Source organism: Streptomyces sp. NPDC127092 (assembly GCF_042722475.1).
GTDB lineage: Bacteria > Actinomycetota > Actinomycetes > Streptomycetales > Streptomycetaceae > Streptomyces.
Genome location: NZ_JBHXFE010000014.1, coordinates 36,886 through 52,928 on the forward strand (window position 1 = coordinate 36,886; position 16,043 = coordinate 52,928).

General features: G+C 71.2%; 16 protein-coding genes. 3 read left to right on the forward strand and 13 right to left on the reverse strand.

The annotated features are described in order from the left end of the window. Positions 1-201: 201 nt before the first annotated feature. A complete protein-coding gene (locus tag ACFWJO_RS14100) occupies positions 202-771 on the reverse strand; it encodes a dienelactone hydrolase family protein (RefSeq protein WP_386864973.1) in 570 nt (189 codons plus the stop codon). A 36-nt stretch (positions 772-807) separates the two neighbouring features. After that, positions 808-2,394, reverse strand: a complete 1,587-nt coding sequence (locus tag ACFWJO_RS14105) for a Na+/H+ antiporter (RefSeq protein ID WP_386864974.1) — start codon at positions 2,392-2,394, stop codon at positions 808-810. Positions 2,395-2,505: 111 nt separating this feature from the next. On the opposite strand from ACFWJO_RS14105, the gene ACFWJO_RS14110 reads away from it, so the two are divergent. Beyond that, the gene (locus ACFWJO_RS14110; RefSeq protein ID WP_386864975.1) at positions 2,506-2,694 is read left to right on the forward strand and encodes a hypothetical protein; all 189 of its coding nucleotides are present in this window, start codon (positions 2,506-2,508) and stop codon (positions 2,692-2,694) included. Between the two features lie 114 nt (positions 2,695-2,808). On the opposite strand, the gene ACFWJO_RS14115 is transcribed toward ACFWJO_RS14110, so the two are convergent. From ACFWJO_RS14115 to ACFWJO_RS14130, 4 genes are all read right to left on the reverse strand, one after another. Further along, complete coding sequence (locus ACFWJO_RS14115) at positions 2,809-3,270, reverse strand: GNAT family N-acetyltransferase (protein ID WP_386865072.1); 462 nt, start codon at positions 3,268-3,270, stop codon at positions 2,809-2,811. Between the two features lie 38 nt (positions 3,271-3,308). Further along, complete coding sequence (locus ACFWJO_RS14120; RefSeq protein ID WP_384423000.1) at positions 3,309-4,250, reverse strand: RluA family pseudouridine synthase; 942 nt, start codon at positions 4,248-4,250, stop codon at positions 3,309-3,311. Positions 4,251-4,319: 69 nt separating this feature from the next. Then, complete coding sequence (lspA, locus tag ACFWJO_RS14125) at positions 4,320-4,892, reverse strand: signal peptidase II (RefSeq protein WP_386864976.1); 573 nt, start codon at positions 4,890-4,892, stop codon at positions 4,320-4,322. Between the two features lie 62 nt (positions 4,893-4,954). Next, a complete protein-coding gene (locus ACFWJO_RS14130) occupies positions 4,955-5,422 on the reverse strand; it encodes a TraR/DksA family transcriptional regulator (protein ID WP_386864977.1) in 468 nt (155 codons plus the stop codon). Positions 5,423-5,528: 106 nt separating this feature from the next. On the opposite strand from ACFWJO_RS14130, the gene ACFWJO_RS14135 reads away from it, so the two are divergent. Further along, positions 5,529-6,140, forward strand: a complete 612-nt coding sequence (locus ACFWJO_RS14135) for a hypothetical protein (protein WP_386864978.1) — start codon at positions 5,529-5,531, stop codon at positions 6,138-6,140. A gap of 526 nt (positions 6,141-6,666) precedes the next feature. Continuing rightward, the gene (gene ileS / locus ACFWJO_RS14140; protein WP_386864979.1) at positions 6,667-9,807 is read left to right on the forward strand and encodes an isoleucine--tRNA ligase; all 3,141 of its coding nucleotides are present in this window, start codon (positions 6,667-6,669) and stop codon (positions 9,805-9,807) included. Positions 9,808-10,024: 217 nt separating this feature from the next. Here the strand turns inward: ileS and ACFWJO_RS14145 are convergent, their stop codons facing one another. From ACFWJO_RS14145 to ACFWJO_RS14175, 7 genes are all read right to left on the reverse strand, one after another. Next, positions 10,025-11,089 carry a DivIVA domain-containing protein gene (locus ACFWJO_RS14145; RefSeq protein WP_386864980.1) on the reverse strand — a complete coding sequence of 355 codons (1,065 nt, stop codon included), beginning with the start codon at positions 11,087-11,089 and terminating at the stop codon, positions 10,025-10,027. Between the two features lie 67 nt (positions 11,090-11,156). Next, entirely contained in the window at positions 11,157-11,447 is a 291-nt protein-coding gene (locus ACFWJO_RS14150) for a YggT family protein (RefSeq protein WP_361164094.1), read from the reverse strand. Positions 11,448-11,530: 83 nt separating this feature from the next. Next, positions 11,531-12,154 carry a cell division protein SepF gene (locus ACFWJO_RS14155; RefSeq protein ID WP_128982254.1) on the reverse strand — a complete coding sequence of 208 codons (624 nt, stop codon included), beginning with the start codon at positions 12,152-12,154 and terminating at the stop codon, positions 11,531-11,533. 138 nt (positions 12,155-12,292) lie between these two features. Continuing rightward, positions 12,293-13,012, reverse strand: coding sequence for a YggS family pyridoxal phosphate-dependent enzyme (locus tag ACFWJO_RS14160; RefSeq protein ID WP_384422069.1), 720 nt, complete (start codon positions 13,010-13,012; stop codon positions 12,293-12,295). Between the two features lie 8 nt (positions 13,013-13,020). Then, entirely contained in the window at positions 13,021-13,758 is a 738-nt protein-coding gene (gene pgeF, locus ACFWJO_RS14165; RefSeq protein WP_386864981.1) for a peptidoglycan editing factor PgeF, read from the reverse strand. Between the two features lie 4 nt (positions 13,759-13,762). Next, positions 13,763-14,977: a cell division protein FtsZ gene (gene ftsZ, locus ACFWJO_RS14170; protein ID WP_386864982.1), complete on the reverse strand. Its 1,215-nt coding sequence runs from the start codon at positions 14,975-14,977 to the stop codon at positions 13,763-13,765. 282 nt (positions 14,978-15,259) lie between these two features. Then, positions 15,260-16,043 (reverse strand): cell division protein FtsQ/DivIB (locus ACFWJO_RS14175; RefSeq protein ID WP_386864983.1); only part of this gene is annotated, 784 nt, incomplete at its 5' end.

Here is a 16,043-nt window from a genome sequence, read left to right on the forward strand (position 1 = left end):
TCTCCCGAACGAGTAGGGACAAAAAAGGGCACACATTTGGCAACTCGCATCGCCGACAAAAAAACAGGGAAACCCCCACGCCCCCCCCCGAGCAACCCCCCCCCCCTCCCCCCACGCCCCTTTTCCCGCCGTACGGTCCTGCAGAGCTACAGCCCTACAGACCTGCAGAGCTACAGCCCTACAGACCTACAGCCCTAGGACCTACAGGCTGTCCAGGAAGGACAGCGCCACCGCCCAGGTGCGCTCCGCCGCCTCCGCGTCGTAGTCCGGCAGCTCCGGGTCGGTGTACAGGTGACCGGCGCCGCGGTAGCGGTAGACCTCGACGTCCGCGCCCGCCCTGCGCATCTGCAGGTACCAGGCCGACAGCCAGTCGTCCGTCTCGAACGGATCCGGCTCGGCCACGTGCAGCTGCACCGGCAGCTCGTCCACCGAGGCCGACTCGGCGATGTCCGAGGTCCCGTGGAGCAGCAGCAGCCCGCGCGCCTTCTCGTCGCCGAGCGCCAGCGTCTGCGCCACGGAGGCGCCGAAGGACAGGCCCATGTAGACCAGGCCCCGCTCCGAGTAGGGCGCCGTCGCGAGAACGGCCCGCTTCAGCAGCTCGTCCTTCCCGATCCCGTCCCTGAGCTCCATGCCCTCCTCCACGGTCCCCACCGTCCGGCCGCCGAAGAGGTCGGGCGTCCACACCTGGTGCCCGGCGGCGCGCAGGCGCTCGGCGGCGGCCTCGACGGAAGGGGTCAGTCCGTAGACGGAGTGGAAGAGCATGATGTCCATGCGCCCATCCTGCCACCCGCGGCCCGCCGCCCCGGCTCAGCGCATGCTGCGCACGTCCAGCTGCCGCAGCACGCGGTCCACCACCTCCGGGTCGGCTCCCGGTTCGCTGCGCGCCGACAGCACCGCGTGGCGGGCCGCCGACATCATCTCCTTCTGGATCCGCTGCACCGACCGCAGCCGCTGTACGCGCTGCGCGAACGCGGCCCGCCGTTCCTCGTCCACCATGTGCGGGCTGATCCGCGCCCCGATGTCGTAGGCCCCGCGCTGCAGCCGCTCGGCCACGTCCTCGGGCAGCTCCTCCAGCTCCTCGATCTCCTTCAGCCGGTGCCGGGCCGCCTTCGCCGCCCGGATCGCCAGCTCCCGCTCGAAGGCCCGCTCGGCGTCCGTGTCCGCCTGCACCCCGAGCCTGCGCACCAGCCAGGGCAGCGTGAGGCCCTGCACCACCAGGGTCGCGATGATCACACAGAAGGCGATGAAGACCAGCTCGTCCCGGCCCGGGAAGGGCGAGCCGTCGTCCGTACGGAGCGGGATGGCGAGGGCGAGCGCCACGGAGGCCACCCCGCGCATCCCGGACCACCACATGACGACGGTCTCCCGCCAGCTCACCGGGATCTCCTCGGCGACGTCCCGGCGGTCGTGCATCCGCTGCGCCAGCCAGGTGGCCGGCAGCAGCCACAGCAGCCGCACCCCGACCACCACCCCGACCACGGCCAGGCCCCAGCCCAGCATCTGCGCGCCGCGCCCCTCGGCCACCCCGAAGACATGCACGAGCTCCAGGCCGATCAGGCCGAAGGCGATGCCGGTGACCAGGGTGTCGACGACCTCCCAGAAGGTCTGGCCGGCCAGCCGCCCCATGACGTCGTCGGCGTCGACCGCGTGCTCGGCCAGGAAGAGCGCCGTGACGAGCACCGCGAGCACGCCGGAGCCGTGCAGCTCCTCGGCCAGGATGTAGGAGACGAACGGTACGAGGAGGGTGAGCCCGGTCTGCAGCGTGGCGTCGCCGAGGAAGCCCATCAGCCTGTTGGCGACCCAGCCGAGGGCGAGCCCGACGGCGACCGCGACGACCGCCGACAGGACGAGCTCCCCCAGTGCCTCGGGCCACGAGAAGCGCCCGCTGACCACCGCGGTGATCGCCACGTGGTAGAGCACGATCGCGGTGACGTCGTTGAAGAGGCCCTCGCCCTCCAGGATCGACACGAGCCGCCGGGGCAGCCCGAGCGACCCGGCCACCGCGGTCGCCGCGACCGGGTCGGGCGGCGCGACCAGCGCTCCGAGCGCCAGCGCGGCGGCCAGCGGGATCCCGGGCACCAGAGCGTCCGCGACGGCGCCGACGGCGGCCGTCGTGACGAACACCAGGGCCACCGCGAGCAGGAAGATCGGCCGCCTGTTGGCCGCGAACTGCCGCCAGGAGGTGCGCTGCACCGACGCGTAGAGCAGCGGCGGCAGGACCAGCGGAAGGATGAGCTCGGGCGGGATGTCGACGTTCGGCACGAAGGGCAGGAAGGCCAGCACGATCCCGATGAGGGTCATCAGGACGGGTGCGGGCAGCCCGAGCCGTTCCCCGAGGGGGACGGTGAGCACGGCGCCGAGCAGCAGCAGGAACAGCAGGGCGAGCTGGTCCACGGTGTCCCTTTCGGCCTCGGGGCAGGTCGGTGATCACCTTCTCACCCTGCCCGGCGAACCGGAGAGACATAGCATGAAAGGGACATTCCGCCAACTCGTCAGGAGGATGTCATGCAGATGAAGCGCATCGGGCGCGGCACGGCCGCTCTCGTACTGGCCATCACCGGCGTTCTCGGCGCCGGCTCGGCCGCGCTGGCGACCCCGCACCCGCCGACCAACGGCGGAAACGGTGCCGGCCAGAGCGGTCAGTGCACCGGACCCGCGGACGAGCGTCCGCACGGCTGCCACACCTGGAAGTAGCCACCTCCACGATCACCGGGCCGGGGGCGGCGACCCCCTTCCCCGTGGCATCCCTCAGGGCCTGTTCCCCGCAGGCCCTCCTTCATGCCCGCGAGAGCGGAGGGACTCCGCCGGCTACAGCGCGCGCCGCATCGCCCGGTGCGGCATCCCCGCGTCCGGGAACTCGGGGCCGTACGCCACGTATCCCAGCCGCTCGTAGAAGCCCAGGGCGTGCGTCTGCGCGTGCAGGTCGACGGCGGTCAGCCCGCGCTCGCGCGCCGCCTCCTCGATGCCGCGCACCAGCGCCGCGCCGACCCCGAGACCACGGGCGGCCCCGGCCACCGCGAGCCGCCCGAGCGAGCCCACCGACGCGTCGGCGCCGGTCTTGTCGACCGCGTCCGCTCCCAGGAGCAGCCGCCCGGTGCCCAGCGGCACACCGTCCGCGCGGACCGCGAGCAGGTGCACGGCGGTCTCGTCGTACGCGTCGTACTCGAGCTCCCGGGGCACGCCCTGCTCCACGACGAAGACCTCGCGGCGGACCGCGAAGCAGGCGTCGCGGTCGTCCTGGCCCACGGCCTCCCGGACGTCGTACGACAAGCGCTCCGGGGCGCTCACCGGCTCACGCTCCGGCGCGGTCACCGGCTCTCCGCGGCGATCCGGTCCAGGGCGGTCTGCAGGTCCGCCGGGTAGGTGCTCGCGAACTCGACCCACCGCCCGTCCCCGGGGTGCTCGAAGCCGAGGCGCACGGCGTGCAGCCACTGGCGGGTCAGACCGAGGCGCTTGGCCATGGTCGGGTCGGCACCGTAGGTGAGGTCGCCGACGCACGGGTGGCGGTGGGCGGACATGTGCACCCGGATCTGGTGGGTGCGGCCCGTCTCCAGCTTGATGTCGAGCAGCGAGGCCGCGCGGTAGGCCTCGATCAGGTCGTAGTGGGTCACGGACGGCTTGCCGTCGGCGGTCACGGCCCACTTGTAGTCGTGGTTCGGGTGCCGGCCGATCGGCGCGTCGATGGTGCCGCTCAGCGGGTCCGGGTGGCCCTGCACCAGGGCGTGGTAGCGCTTGTCGACCGTGCGCTCCTTGAACTGGCGCTTCAGCGACGTGTACGCGTACTCCGACTTCGCCACCACCATGAGGCCGGAGGTGCCGACGTCCAGGCGGTGCACGATGCCCTGGCGCTCGGCGGCGCCGGAGGTGGAGATCCGGTAGCCGGCGGCGGCCAGGCCGCCGATCACGGTGGTGCCGCTCCAGCCGGGGCTGGGGTGGGCGGCCACACCCACCGGCTTCATGATCACGACGATGTCGTCGTCGTCGTGGACGATCTCCATGCCCTCCACGGGCTCGGCCACGACCTGCACCGGGGCGGGCGCGCCGGGCATCTCGACCTCGAGCCACGCGCCGCCGCTGACCCGCTCGGACTTGCCGACGACGGCACCGTCGACCTGGACCTTGCCTGCGGCGGCCAGCTCGGCCGCCTTCGTACGGGAGAACCCGAACATGCGGGCGATGGCGGCGTCGACGCGCTCGCCCTCCAGGCCGTCGGGAACGGGCAGCGTGCGGATCTCGGGACTCGTGCTCACCCGTACGAGTATGCCTTGTGCGGCGAGTGCCCCGTCCGCACCGCCGGGCCCCCGCGGACGGTGGTGCCGTCAGTCCTTGTGGACGGTGCCGTCGGGGTCCAGGCCCCGGAACGACAGCAGGACGATCAGGATGCCTCCGCACACGATCGCCGAGTCGGCCAGGTTGAACACCGCGAAGTGGGCCGGCGCGATGAAGTCCACGACCGCGCCCTCGAAGACGCCGGGCGAGCGGAAGATCCGGTCGGTCAGGTTGCCCAGCGCGCCGCCGAGCAGCAGGCCGAGCGCGATCGCCCAGGGCAGGCTGTAGAGCTTGCGGGCCAGCCGGATGATCACCACGATGACCACGGCCGCGATGCACGTGAAGATGATCGTGAAGGCCTCGCCCATGCCGAAGGCGGCGCCGGGGTTGCGGACGGCCTCGAAGCGCAGCAGGTCACCGATCACCTTGATCGGCTCGTGCCCCTCCAGCTTCGCCACCACGAGCATCTTGCTGCCGAGGTCGAGGAGGTAGGCGAGCGCGGCGACCACGAACAGCGCCGCGATCTTCCGCTTCCCCTTCGGCTGCGGCCGCTCCTCGGGAGCGGCCGACTCGTCGGCTCCTGCTGAATCCGGCGTACCGATGACGCTCTCCGCCTCTGCCACGTGAGTCCCTCAACCTAGGTGCCTGCTGTGCACCGAGGGTACGTCACACCCGTCCGGCGGCGTCAGCCCCGACGCTCCTGCTTCTGCTTGTCCTCCACGCAGAGGGTGGCGCGCGGGAAGGCCTGCATCCTGGCCTTGCCGATGGGCTTCCCGCAGACCTCGCACAGGCCGTACGTGCCCGCGTCGAGCCGCTCCAGGGCGTGCTCGGTCTGCTCCAGCATCTCGCGGGCGTTGGCCGCCAGGGCGAGCTCGTGCTCCCGCGTGATGTTCTTGGTGCCGGTGTCGGCCTGGTCGTCGCCGGCGCCGTCGCCGGAGTCGCGCATCAGACCGGTCAGCTCCTCCTGCGAGTGGGCCAGCTCGCTGCGCAGCCGCAGCACCTCCGACTGGAGCTCGCTGCGGGCCTCGGTGACCTCCTCAGGGGTCCAGGGGTCCTCACCGGGCCGTACGGCGAGCTCACCGCTACGGGCCGGGGGCACCGCGGCCTCGCTCCCGGCCGTCGTGACGCCAACCGCGGTCTTCTTCGCTGCCACCGTCCTGGCTCCTGTCTTCCGGTTCTTCGGGGCGGCCTCACCGGCCGGGGCCGCCGTCTCTGGGGGCGCCGCCGTCTTCCCGGCGGCCTTCCTGGTGGCCGCCTTCGTGGCGGCCGTCTTCTTCTCCGCCGTCTGCCCGGCAGCCGTCTTCTCGGCGGCCGTCCCGGTGGCGGCGGTCTTCGTCGCGGGCGTCTTCGTGGCGGGCGTCTTCGTGGCGGTCGTCGTCTTCCCTGCCGTCTTCTTCGCGGTGGTCTTGGAGGTGGTCTTGGAGGTGGTCTTCGTGGCGGTGGCCTTCGTGGTGGTGGTCTTCGTTCCCGGGGCCGCCGCGGTGAGGGCCGCCGTGTCCGCCGGATCGGCGGCGGGCGCGGGCGTCGCCTTCCGGGCGGTCGCCTTCTTCGCCGGTGCCTTCTTGGCGGGCGTCTTCTTGGTGGGGGTCTTCTCGGTGGGGGTCTTCTCGGTGGGGGTCTTCGTGGCGGGGGCCTTACCGGCAGGGGCCTTACTGGCGGGCGCCTTCTTTCCCGGCGCCTTCTTGGCGGGTGTGTTGTTGGCGGATGCCTTCGTGGCGGGTGCCTTCGCCGCCTTCTTCGCGGGCGCGGTCGTCTTCGCGGGCGCGGACTTCTTCGCGGCCGGTGCCTTCGCGGCCGTGGTTCTCGTGGCCGTCGTCTTCCTCGCGGCGGTCTTCTTCGCCACCATGTCGCGGCCCCTTCACATTTTGTGATCTTGCTCGCGAATCGTGCTGGGACGATAAATCGGCCCAAGGCCCGCGGCAACGGGGCACGCCGCCCGTTCCGCCCGCCCCGGCGCCCTGCGGGGCGAGTCTGCATCGGTTGTGCCCAGCTCCCCGGCGGGTTATCCGCACCGCCCCTCCCCCACTTGGCCGCAGCCGAAGTCCGCGCGGGGCCGTGTGGCCATTCGGGTCACCGGAAAAGCGGTCGGCCGACCACGCCGAGGGCCCGTACACTGGCCTGAGCGAAAGGCTTGGATGGGGACGAGTAGCGTCGTACGCAGCCATGAGCGACCCGGGGACGGTGCGAGCCCGGGGGCGAGCCCGATGTGAAGCATCACCCCGGAGCTGCCGGAAGAAAGCCGCGGTCGTCGATTCGTCCGTGGCGAGTAGAACCGGCGTCGCGACCCCAATGAGGGGGCTCAGGGCATCCGTGCCCGGGGCCAAGGAGGGTGGTACCGCGGGAGCAGTGCTCTCGTCCCTCCGGACGGAACGAGGCACATCCGCCGGAGGAAGATCGATGTCTTCGCAGTACCGCCAGGTACCCGCCCAGGTAGACCTGCCCGCGCTCGAGCACGCCGTGCTCGACTTCTGGCGCGAGAACAAGGTCTTCGCCAAGACCCTGGAGCAGTCCGAGGGACGCCCGGAGTGGGTGTTCTACGAGGGCCCGCCGACCGCCAACGGCATGCCCGGCGCCCACCACATCGAGGCCCGCGTCTTCAAGGACGTCTTCCCCCGCTTCCGGACCATGCGGGGCTACCACGTCGCCCGCAAGGCCGGCTGGGACTGCCACGGCCTGCCCGTGGAGCTCGCCGTCGAGAAGGAGCTCGGCTTCTCCGGCAAGAAGGACATCGAGGCGTACGGCATCGCCGAGTTCAACGCCAAGTGCCGCGAGTCCGTGACCCGCCACACCGACGCCTTCGCCGAGCTGACCACGCGCATGGGCTACTGGGTCGACCTCGACGACGCCTACCGCACCATGGACCCCTCGTACATCGAGTCGGTCTGGTGGTCGCTCAAGCAGATCTTCGACAAGGACCTGCTGGTCCAGGACCACCGCGTCGCGCCGTGGTGCCCGCGCTGCGGCACCGGCCTGTCCGACCACGAGCTCGCGCAGGGCTACGAGACGGTCGTCGACCCCTCCGTCTACGTGCGCTTCCCGCTGACCTCCGGCCCGCTCGCCGGCAAGGCCGCGCTGCTGGTCTGGACGACCACGCCGTGGACCCTGGTGTCCAACACGGCGGTCGCCGCCCACCCCGAGGTGACCTACGTGGTCGCCACGGACGGCGACGAGAAGCTGGTCGTCGCCGAGCCGCTCCTGGAGAAGGCGCTCGGCGAGGGCTGGGTGACCACCGGCGAGTCCTTCACGGGCAAGGACATGGAGCGCTGGACCTACCAGCGCCCCTTCGAGCTCGTCGAGTTCCCGGACACGGCCCACTACGTGGTCAACGCCGAGTACGTGACGACCGAGGACGGTACGGGTCTGGTCCACCAGTCCCCCGCCTTCGGTGAGGACGACCTCAAGGTCTGCCGCGCCTACGGCCTGCCGGTCGTGAACCCGGTCCGCCCCGACGGCACCTTCGAGGAGGACGTGCCGCTGGTCGGCGGCGTCTTCTTCAAGAAGGCCGACGAGGCGCTGACCGCCGACCTGGAGTCGCGCGGCCTGCTCTTCAAGCACATCGCGTACGAGCACAGCTACCCGCACTGCTGGCGCTGCCACACGGCGCTGCTGTACTACGCGCAGCCGTCCTGGTACATCCGCACGACCGCGGTCAAGGACCGGCTGCTCGAAGAGAACGAGAACACGAACTGGTTCCCGGACTCGGTCAAGCACGGCCGCTTCGGCGACTGGCTGAACAACAACATCGACTGGGCGCTGTCCCGCAACCGCTACTGGGGCACGCCGCTGCCGATCTGGCGCTGCGAGGACGACCACCTGACGTGCGTGGGCTCGCGCGCGGAGCTCTCCGAGCTGACGGGCACCGACCAGTCGGGCCTCGACCCGCACCGCCCGTACATCGACGAGGTCACCTTCGCCTGCCCCGCGGAGGGCTGCGGCAGGACCGCGACGCGCGTGCCGGAGGTCATCGACGCCTGGTACGACTCGGGCTCGATGCCGTTCGCGCAGTACGGCTACCCGTACCAGAACAAGGAGCTCTTCGAGAGCCGCTACCCGGCGCAGTTCATCAGCGAGGCGATCGACCAGACCCGCGGCTGGTTCTACACGCTGATGGCCGTCGGCACCCTCGTCTTCGACAAGTCCTCGTACGAGAACGTGGTCTGCCTGGGCCACATCCTCGCCGAGGACGGCCGCAAGATGTCCAAGCACCTGGGGAACATCCTCCAGCCGATCCCGCTGATGGACCAGCACGGCGCCGACGCGGTCCGCTGGTTCATGGCGGCCGGCGGCTCGCCGTGGGCGGCGCGCCGGGTGGGCCACGGCACGATCCAGGAGGTCGTCCGCAAGACCCTGCTGACCTACTGGAACACGGTGGCCTTCCAGGCGCTGTACGCCCGTACGTCCGGCTGGGCGCCGAGCGCGGCGGACCCGGCCCCGGCCGACCGCACGGTCCTCGACCGCTGGCTCCTGTCCGAGCTGAACACGCTGGTGGCCGAGGCCACCGAGGCGATGGAGGCGTACGACACCCAGCGCACCGGCAAGCTCCTCTCGGCCTTCGTCGACGACCTGTCCAACTGGTACGTGCGCCGTTCGCGCCGCCGGTTCTGGCAGGGCGACAAGGGTGCCCTGCGCACCCTGCACGAGGTCGTGGAGACGGTCACCCGCCTGATGGCCCCGCTCACCCCCTTCATCACGGAGCGGGTCTGGCAGGACCTGATCGTCCCGGTCACCCCTGACGCCCCCGAGTCGGTCCACCTGGCGACCTGGCCGGAGCCGGACGCCGCCCTGGTGAACCCGGCCCTGTCGGAGCAGATGCTCCTGGTCCGCCGCCTGGTGGAGCTGGGCCGCGCCACGCGCGCGGAGTCGGGCGTGAAGACCCGCCAGCCGCTCTCGCGGGCGCTGGTGGCGGCCGCGGGCTTCGCGGACCTGTCGGAGGACCTCCAGGCGCAGATCACCGAGGAGCTCAACGTCTCCTCCCTCGCCTCCCTGTCGGAGGTGGGCGGCAGCCTGGTCGACACGACGGCGAAGGCGAACTTCCGGGCGCTGGGCAAGCGCTTCGGCAAGGGCGTCCAGGACGTGGCGAAGGCGGTGGCCGCGGCGGACGCGGCGGCGCTGGCGCTGGCGCTGCGCGGCGGTGAGGCGACGCTGGAGGTCAACGGTGAGCAGATCACCGTGACCCCGGAGGAGATCATCATCACGGAGACCCCGAGGGAGGGCTGGTCGGTGGCCTCGGACTCGGGCGCCACGGTCGCCCTGGACCTGGAGATCACTCCGGAGCTCCGCAAGGCGGGTCTGGCCCGTGACGCGATCCGCCTGATCCAGGAGGCCCGCAAGAACAGCGGCCTGGACGTCGCGGACCGCATCGCCCTCCGCTGGACCTCGACGTCGCCGGAGACCGCGGAGGCCCTCACGGCCCACGCGGCCCTGATCGCCGACGAGGTCCTGGCCACGGACTACGCGCAGGGCGAGGCCGACACCACGTACGGCCAGGCCTTCGAGGACGAGTCGCTGTCGCTCGCCTTCCGCCTCCGCAAGGCGTAACCGCGGACCGAGGGGCCCGGCACCGAACCTTCGGTGCCGGGCCCTTCGCCGTCCCCACCGCGGCGCGCAGGCGGCCGGGAGCGGTCACCGCCCGGCGTCGGGGGCCGGAGCCCTGCCCCGGGTACGCCGAAGGGCCGGGCCCTGGTCTTCACCAGGGCCCGGCCCTTCAGGACTGCCGACGACGGCTACGCGTTCAACACGCGTTGATCCGCCGGCCTCAGTTGTCGTCCTCGTCGATCAGGAAGCCGCGCATCGGCGCCGGCGCCTGCTGCATCGGCTGCGGAGCCTGCGGGCGGACCGGAGCCATCGGCTGGGTCATCGCCGGGGACATCTGCTGCTGGCCGCCGTAGGACGGGGCACCGCCCATGGGGCTGTTGCCGCCGTAGGACGGGGCGCTCGCGCCGGCCGGGGCCATCGACGGGGACGGCGGAAGCGACGCGGTCGCCGGGGTGCGCGGCGGGGCCAGCGAGTCGTCGGCCTGGGTCTCCAGCTGGCGCAGCTGGGACTCGAGGTACGACTTCAGACGCGTCCGGTACTCGCGCTCGAAGCCCCGCAGGTCCTCGACCTTGCGCTCGAGCGTGGCACGGGCGGACTCCAGGGAGCCCATCGCGACGCGGTGCTTCTCCTGCGCGTCCCGCTCCAGGGCGTCGGCCTTGGCGCGGGCGTCCCGCTCCAGGCCCTCGGCGCGCGAGCGCGCCTCGCCGACGATCTTGTTGGCCTCGGAACGGGCCTCCGCGATCGCCTGGTCCGCGGTCTGCTGGGCCAGCGAGAGGACACGCGCGGCGCTGTCGCCACCGGGGGCCTGCGGAGCCGGCTGCATCGGCTGCTGCTGCGGGTGACCCATGGGGCCGCCCTGCATCGGGCCGGGACCCATCGGACCGCCCTGCATCGGGCCGGGACCCATCGGACCACCCTGCATCGGGCCGCCCTGCATGGGGCCGGCGGGCAGCGCGGGGGCACCGGACGGCAGCTGCGGCGGGCCCTGCATGGGACCCTGCTGCTGAGCCGGCGGTCCGGATATGGCGGCGGGCACGGGGGCGCCGGGACCGACGGGACGATCCTGCGGCTCCGGCGGCTTGCGCATGCCCTGCTGCTGGTTCTGCGCGGCGGCACGGGTCGCCGCGGCAAGCTTGGCGCGCAGGTCCTCGTTCTCGCGGAGCAGTCGGGTCAGTTCGGCTTCGACCTCGTCGAGGAAGGCATCGACCTCGTCCTCGTCATAGCCTTCTCGAAGGCGGACGGTCGTGAACTGCTTGTTCCGCACGTCCTCGGGGGTCAGCGGCATCTCTTCTTCACCTCTACGTAGTCGTCGGCAGTCGGCAAGACCGTATCGTCCACAGAGTCCTCCACCCTCACCTCGCGAAGCTGCTCACGACGGAGATCAGGATGTAGACGATGATCATCAGAACGAAGAAGGACAGGTCGAGTGCCACGCCCCCGAGACGCAGCGGCGGGATGAGCCGCCGCAGGAGCTTGAGCGGTGGATCGGTCACAGTGTAGGTGGCCTCCAGGACCACCACCATCGCCTTGCCGGGTTGCCATGACCGGGCGAACTGGAAGACGTAGTCCATGACCAGCCGGAAGATCAGCAGGACGAGGAAGCACATCAGCGCGATGTAGACCACCTGCAGTGCGACGCCCATCCCGCGGTTCCCTCTCCCCTGGCTCTCGTGCTCTCACTCGTCCGGCCGCACTCCGCGGCCGGGCCGTTCTCGGTCTCGTTCTCTCAGCTCTGGTTGAAGAATCCGCCCTCTGCGATGCGGGCCTTGTCCTCCGCCGTGACATCGACGTTAGCAGGCGACAACAGGAACACCTTCTGCGTCACGCGCTCAATGCTGCCATGGAGCCCGAACACGAGTCCGGCAGCAAAGTCGACAAGTCGCTTCGCGTCGGTGTCGTCCATCTCCGTGAGATTCATGATCACCGGGGTGCCCTCACGGAAGTGTTCCCCGATGGTACGGGCCTCGTTGTAGGTCCGCGGGTGCAGCGTGGTGATGCGGTACGGCTCCCGCTCGGACACGACCTTGGGCATGATCACCGGTGCGTTCTTCTCCAGGCTCGGACGTTCGGGTGTGATGGATGCCACGGGGGCAATTCGGGCAGGACGTCCGCTTTCCGCGTGTACCGGTACAGACTGAGCCACCGGCTCGCGCGGCGCCGGCGGCGTGACCACCCGCACCGGCTCCTCGCGCTCCACCTGGCGCGGAGGCTGGTGGTGACGCCGGTCCCGCTCGGGCTCGGGCTCCAGCTCGGGTTCGAAGTCGTCGTCGGGATCGAATCCCCGGCCGTCGTAGCCATCGTCCTCCACGAGGCCGAGGTAGACCGCCATCTTGCGCATCGCGCCGGCCATTCTCTGCATCCTCCGCTCTGTGGTGGATCGCCCTTACCGAATGTCGCAGTGTCACCAAGTGCCCGCGATCCACGGGTCCGTCCGCCTTCTCGGCGGAATGACCATATTTTCTGCTGTGGTCCGACTTGCTTCGCGACGTTACCCGAGCTTCGGGCGGACTCCGAGTACCGCCGTACCGATGCGCACGTGTGTCGCTCCGGCCGCGACGGCCTCCTCGAGGTCCGCACTCATGCCTGCTGACACCATGTTCGCAGTTGGACGGGTCGCGCGCAGGACAGTCGACAAATCCATCAGCCGCTCGAAGGCGGCCCGTTGCCGGCCCGCGTACGGACCGGCGAGCGGCGCGACGGTCATCAGGCCGTCGAGCCGCAGTGCGGGCGCGGCCTCCACCGCGGCCGCCAACTCCTCGATCCCGTCCGGGCCCACCCCGCCGCGCTCGCCCCGGTGGCCGGACTCGGCGTCGAGGGCGACCTGGATCAGGCAGCCGAGCTCCCGTCCCGCCTTCTCCGCGGCCGCGGAGAGAGAGGTGACGAGCTTCGAACGGTCGACGGACTGCACCACATCGGCATAACCCACCACGGAACGGACCTTGTTGGTCTGCAACTGGCCCACGAAGTGCCAGGTCAGGTCGAGGTCCGCGCAGGCGGCGGCCTTCGGGGCCGCGTCCTGGTCCCGGTTCTCGGCGACGTGCCGCACCCCGAGTTCGTGCAGGAGTCTGACGTCGCTCGCGGGATAGGTCTTGGTGACCACGATCAGGGTCACGTCCTCCCGCGCCCGCCCGGCGGCGGCGCACGCGGCGGCGATGCGCTCCTCCACCTGGGCGAGGTTCGCGGCGAGTTCCGACTTGCGGTCCGTCATATCTCTTCTCAGATCAACCAGACATATCCCGCGAGTCGCCCTGTGGTGCGATCGCGGCGGTACGAGTAGTGGTCGCGGGACTCCAGGGTGCAGACCCCGGCGTCCTCGACGTCCCGGACGCCGAGACGCTCCAACTGGGCGCGCACTCCGGCGGCCACGTCGACGGCCGGGGTGCCCCAGCTCGTCTCGGCGTGGGCGGCCGGTTCGACCGCGGCCACCTCGGCGCGCATCGCCTCGGGCACCTCGTAGCAGCGTCCGCAGACCGAGGGTCCGGTGCGGGCGGTGATGCGGGAGGCGTCGGCGCCGAGCTCGGTCATCGCCTTCACGGCGGCGGGCACGACGCCGGCCACCATTCCGGGCCGGCCGGCGTGGGCGGCGGCCGCGACCCCGGCGACGGGATCGGCGAGCAGGACCGGGACGCAGTCCGCGGTGAGGACGGCGAGGGCGAGGCCACGGGTGGCGGTCACGATCGCGTCGACCGAGGGGACCGCGTCGGCGGACCCGCCGCTCCAGGGGCCCTCGACCACGGCGACGTCGGCGCCGTGCACCTGGTTCATCCAGACGACCCGCGCCGGGTCGAGCCCGAGCTCCTCCGCCGCCAGCTTCCGGTTGGCCCGTACGGCCGTCGGCTCGTCGCCCACCGCGCCGCCGAGGTTGAGCTCCTCGTACGGAACGGCGCTCACTCCGCCCCACCGGTCGGTGAAGGCGAAGTGCGCGCCGCTCTTCTCGTCACGCTGCCCTATCAAGGCGTCACTTCAGGAAGTCCGGGACATCCAGCTCTTCGGCCTGGGTGTCCGGGTACGGGCGGGCCGGCGGGACCACCGGCGGCGCGACGGGCGGCAGCGAGGTCTCGCCGACGGCCGGCGCGGGCTCGGCGGGGGCGGCCGGCTCCTCGCGCGGGGCCACCGTGCCCAGTCCGCCGAGCGGGCGGGGGGGCTCGGTGGCGCGGGGCGCCGGGGCGGGCTCCTCGCGCTTGGCGGAGACCGAGCCGATGATGTTGTCGCGGCGGGCCGGCGGCTGGCCGCCGTCGAAGCCGGCGGCGATGACGGTGACCCGGACCTCGTCGCCGAGGGCGTCGTCGATGACGGCGCCGAAGATGATGTTCGCCTCGGGGTGGGCGGCCTCGCTCACCAGCTGGGCTGCCTCGTTGATCTCGAAGAGACCGAGGTCGCTGCCGCCGGAGATGGACAGCAGCACGCCGCGGGCGCCGTCGATGGACGCCTCCAGGAGCGGCGAGGAGATCGCCATCTCGGCGGCGGCCACGGCGCGGTCGTCGCCGCGGGCGGAGCCGATGCCCATGAGCGCGGAACCGGCCTCGGACATGACCGACTTGACGTCGGCGAAGTCGAGGTTGATGAGACCCGGGGTGGTGATGAGGTCCGTGATGCCCTGGACACCGCTGAGGAGCACCTGGTCGGCCGACTTGAAGGCGTCGAGCACGGAGACCTGGCGGTCCGAGATCGAGAGCAGCCGGTCGTTCGGGATGACGATGAGGGTGTCGACCTCTTCGCGGAGCTCGGCGATGCCGTCCTCCGCCTGGTTGGCGCGGCGGCGGCCCTCGAAGGTGAAGGGGCGGGTGACCACGCCGATGGTGAGGGCGCCGAGCGAGCGCGCGATGTTGGCGACGACGGGCGCGCCGCCGGTGCCGGTGCCGCCGCCTTCGCCGGCGGTCACGAAGACCATGTCGGCCCCCTTGAGGACCTCCTCGATCTCCTCGCGGTGGTCCTCTGCCGCCTTGCGGCCGACGGCCGGGTTGGCCCCGGCCCCGAGGCCGCGGGTGAGTTCACGGCCGACGTCGAGCTTGACGTCGGCGTCGCTCATCAACAGCGCCTGCGCGTCGGTGTTGATGGCGATGAACTCGACGCCCTTGAGACCGACCTCGATCATTCGGTTGATGGCATTGACACCACCGCCGCCGACACCGATGACCTTGATGACTGCGAGGTAGTTCTGCGGTGCTGCCACGTCGAAGGCCTCTCGCCTCGAGTTACGTGTCGCCGCTCCGCGGTGGTTAGGCGCGTTGCTGACGACGGATGCCGATTGGGACGGTCCATGACGCCGACCCAAACCCTAACGTTGAAGTTTAGGGTTACCAGTGTCTCTGTTCGCTGGACTCTTCCGAACAGGACACTAAGTCGACAAGTGGCGCACGTTCAACGAACACGCCGAACCTCCCGTTTTTCTTTTCACCCTATGTGATCACCCGTAGCGCTGGCCAACCAGGGTGCTGGCCAGCACAGATGAGCGTCAACTTCCCGACGAGGCGGGCGCGGTGGGGGCACTTACATCGAAGTGCCCCGCTTTGGGAGTCGCTTTCATCAGCGCGGTGAGAACGCGGGCCTTCACGGGACCGTCCTCGCCGCTGCCCCAGAAGACGCTGCGGCCCTTGCCGAGCTCCAGAGTGATGGAGTCGAACGACGTGATCCGGACGACACGGACGTCCTGGGCGATTTTCTCCGGGAGTTCGCCCGTCACGCCTACCGCGGCCTTCAGCAGCCGCTCGGTGCCGAAGCGGCGCAGGCTCGGGGAGGCGGCGGCGTCGAGGACCAGCCGGGGGACGCCGCGGGGCGGGGTGGAGACGGTGGCGAACCGCACGCCTTCCGCGTCCACTTCATCGTATTTCCGGCCGTTCTGGAGCAGCAGGACCGGTCGGCGTTCCGTCACTTTCAGACCGATTCCGTGCGGCCATGACCGGACGACGTCCACGCTGTCGATACGGGGAAGTTCCTCGCGCAGCCGGGCCTCGATGACCTCGGTGTCGACCGAGACCAGCGGCGCGCCGAGGGGTACGGCGGCGATCCGCTCGACCTCGTCCCGGGTGAGCACCCGCGTGCCGGAGGTGCTCACCTTCTCGACCCGGAACCAGCTGGAGCCGTAGAGCGCCCAGATGACGCCGGCCGCCAGGAGGACGGCGCCGAGGGCGATCAGGAGCAGCCGCGGGCCGGGGGACCCGAAAGTCCGGGGGGGCTGGCAGGGGGGGTGGCATGGGGGACACCCTGGGCCGGTTTTTTCCCCCCTTTCTACAGGTGCC

What these genes read in the sequence shown, in the direction of transcription:
- ACFWJO_RS14100 (WP_386864973.1), bottom strand. Translation starts at nt 771, where the DNA reads ATGGACATCATGCTCTTCCACTCCGTCTACGGACTGACCCCTTCCGTC.
- ACFWJO_RS14110 (WP_386864975.1), top strand. Translation starts at nt 2,506, where the DNA reads ATGCAGATGAAGCGCATCGGGCGCGGCACGGCCGCTCTCGTACTGGCC.
- ileS (WP_386864979.1), top strand. Translation starts at nt 6,667, where the DNA reads ATGTCTTCGCAGTACCGCCAGGTACCCGCCCAGGTAGACCTGCCCGCG.
- ACFWJO_RS14145 (WP_386864980.1), bottom strand. Translation starts at nt 11,089, where the DNA reads ATGCCGCTGACCCCCGAGGACGTGCGGAACAAGCAGTTCACGACCGTC.
- ACFWJO_RS14150 (WP_361164094.1), bottom strand. Translation starts at nt 11,447, where the DNA reads ATGGGCGTCGCACTGCAGGTGGTCTACATCGCGCTGATGTGCTTCCTC.
- ACFWJO_RS14155 (WP_128982254.1), bottom strand. Translation starts at nt 12,154, where the DNA reads ATGGCCGGCGCGATGCGCAAGATGGCGGTCTACCTCGGCCTCGTGGAG.
- ACFWJO_RS14160 (WP_384422069.1), bottom strand. Translation starts at nt 13,012, where the DNA reads ATGACGGACCGCAAGTCGGAACTCGCCGCGAACCTCGCCCAGGTGGAG.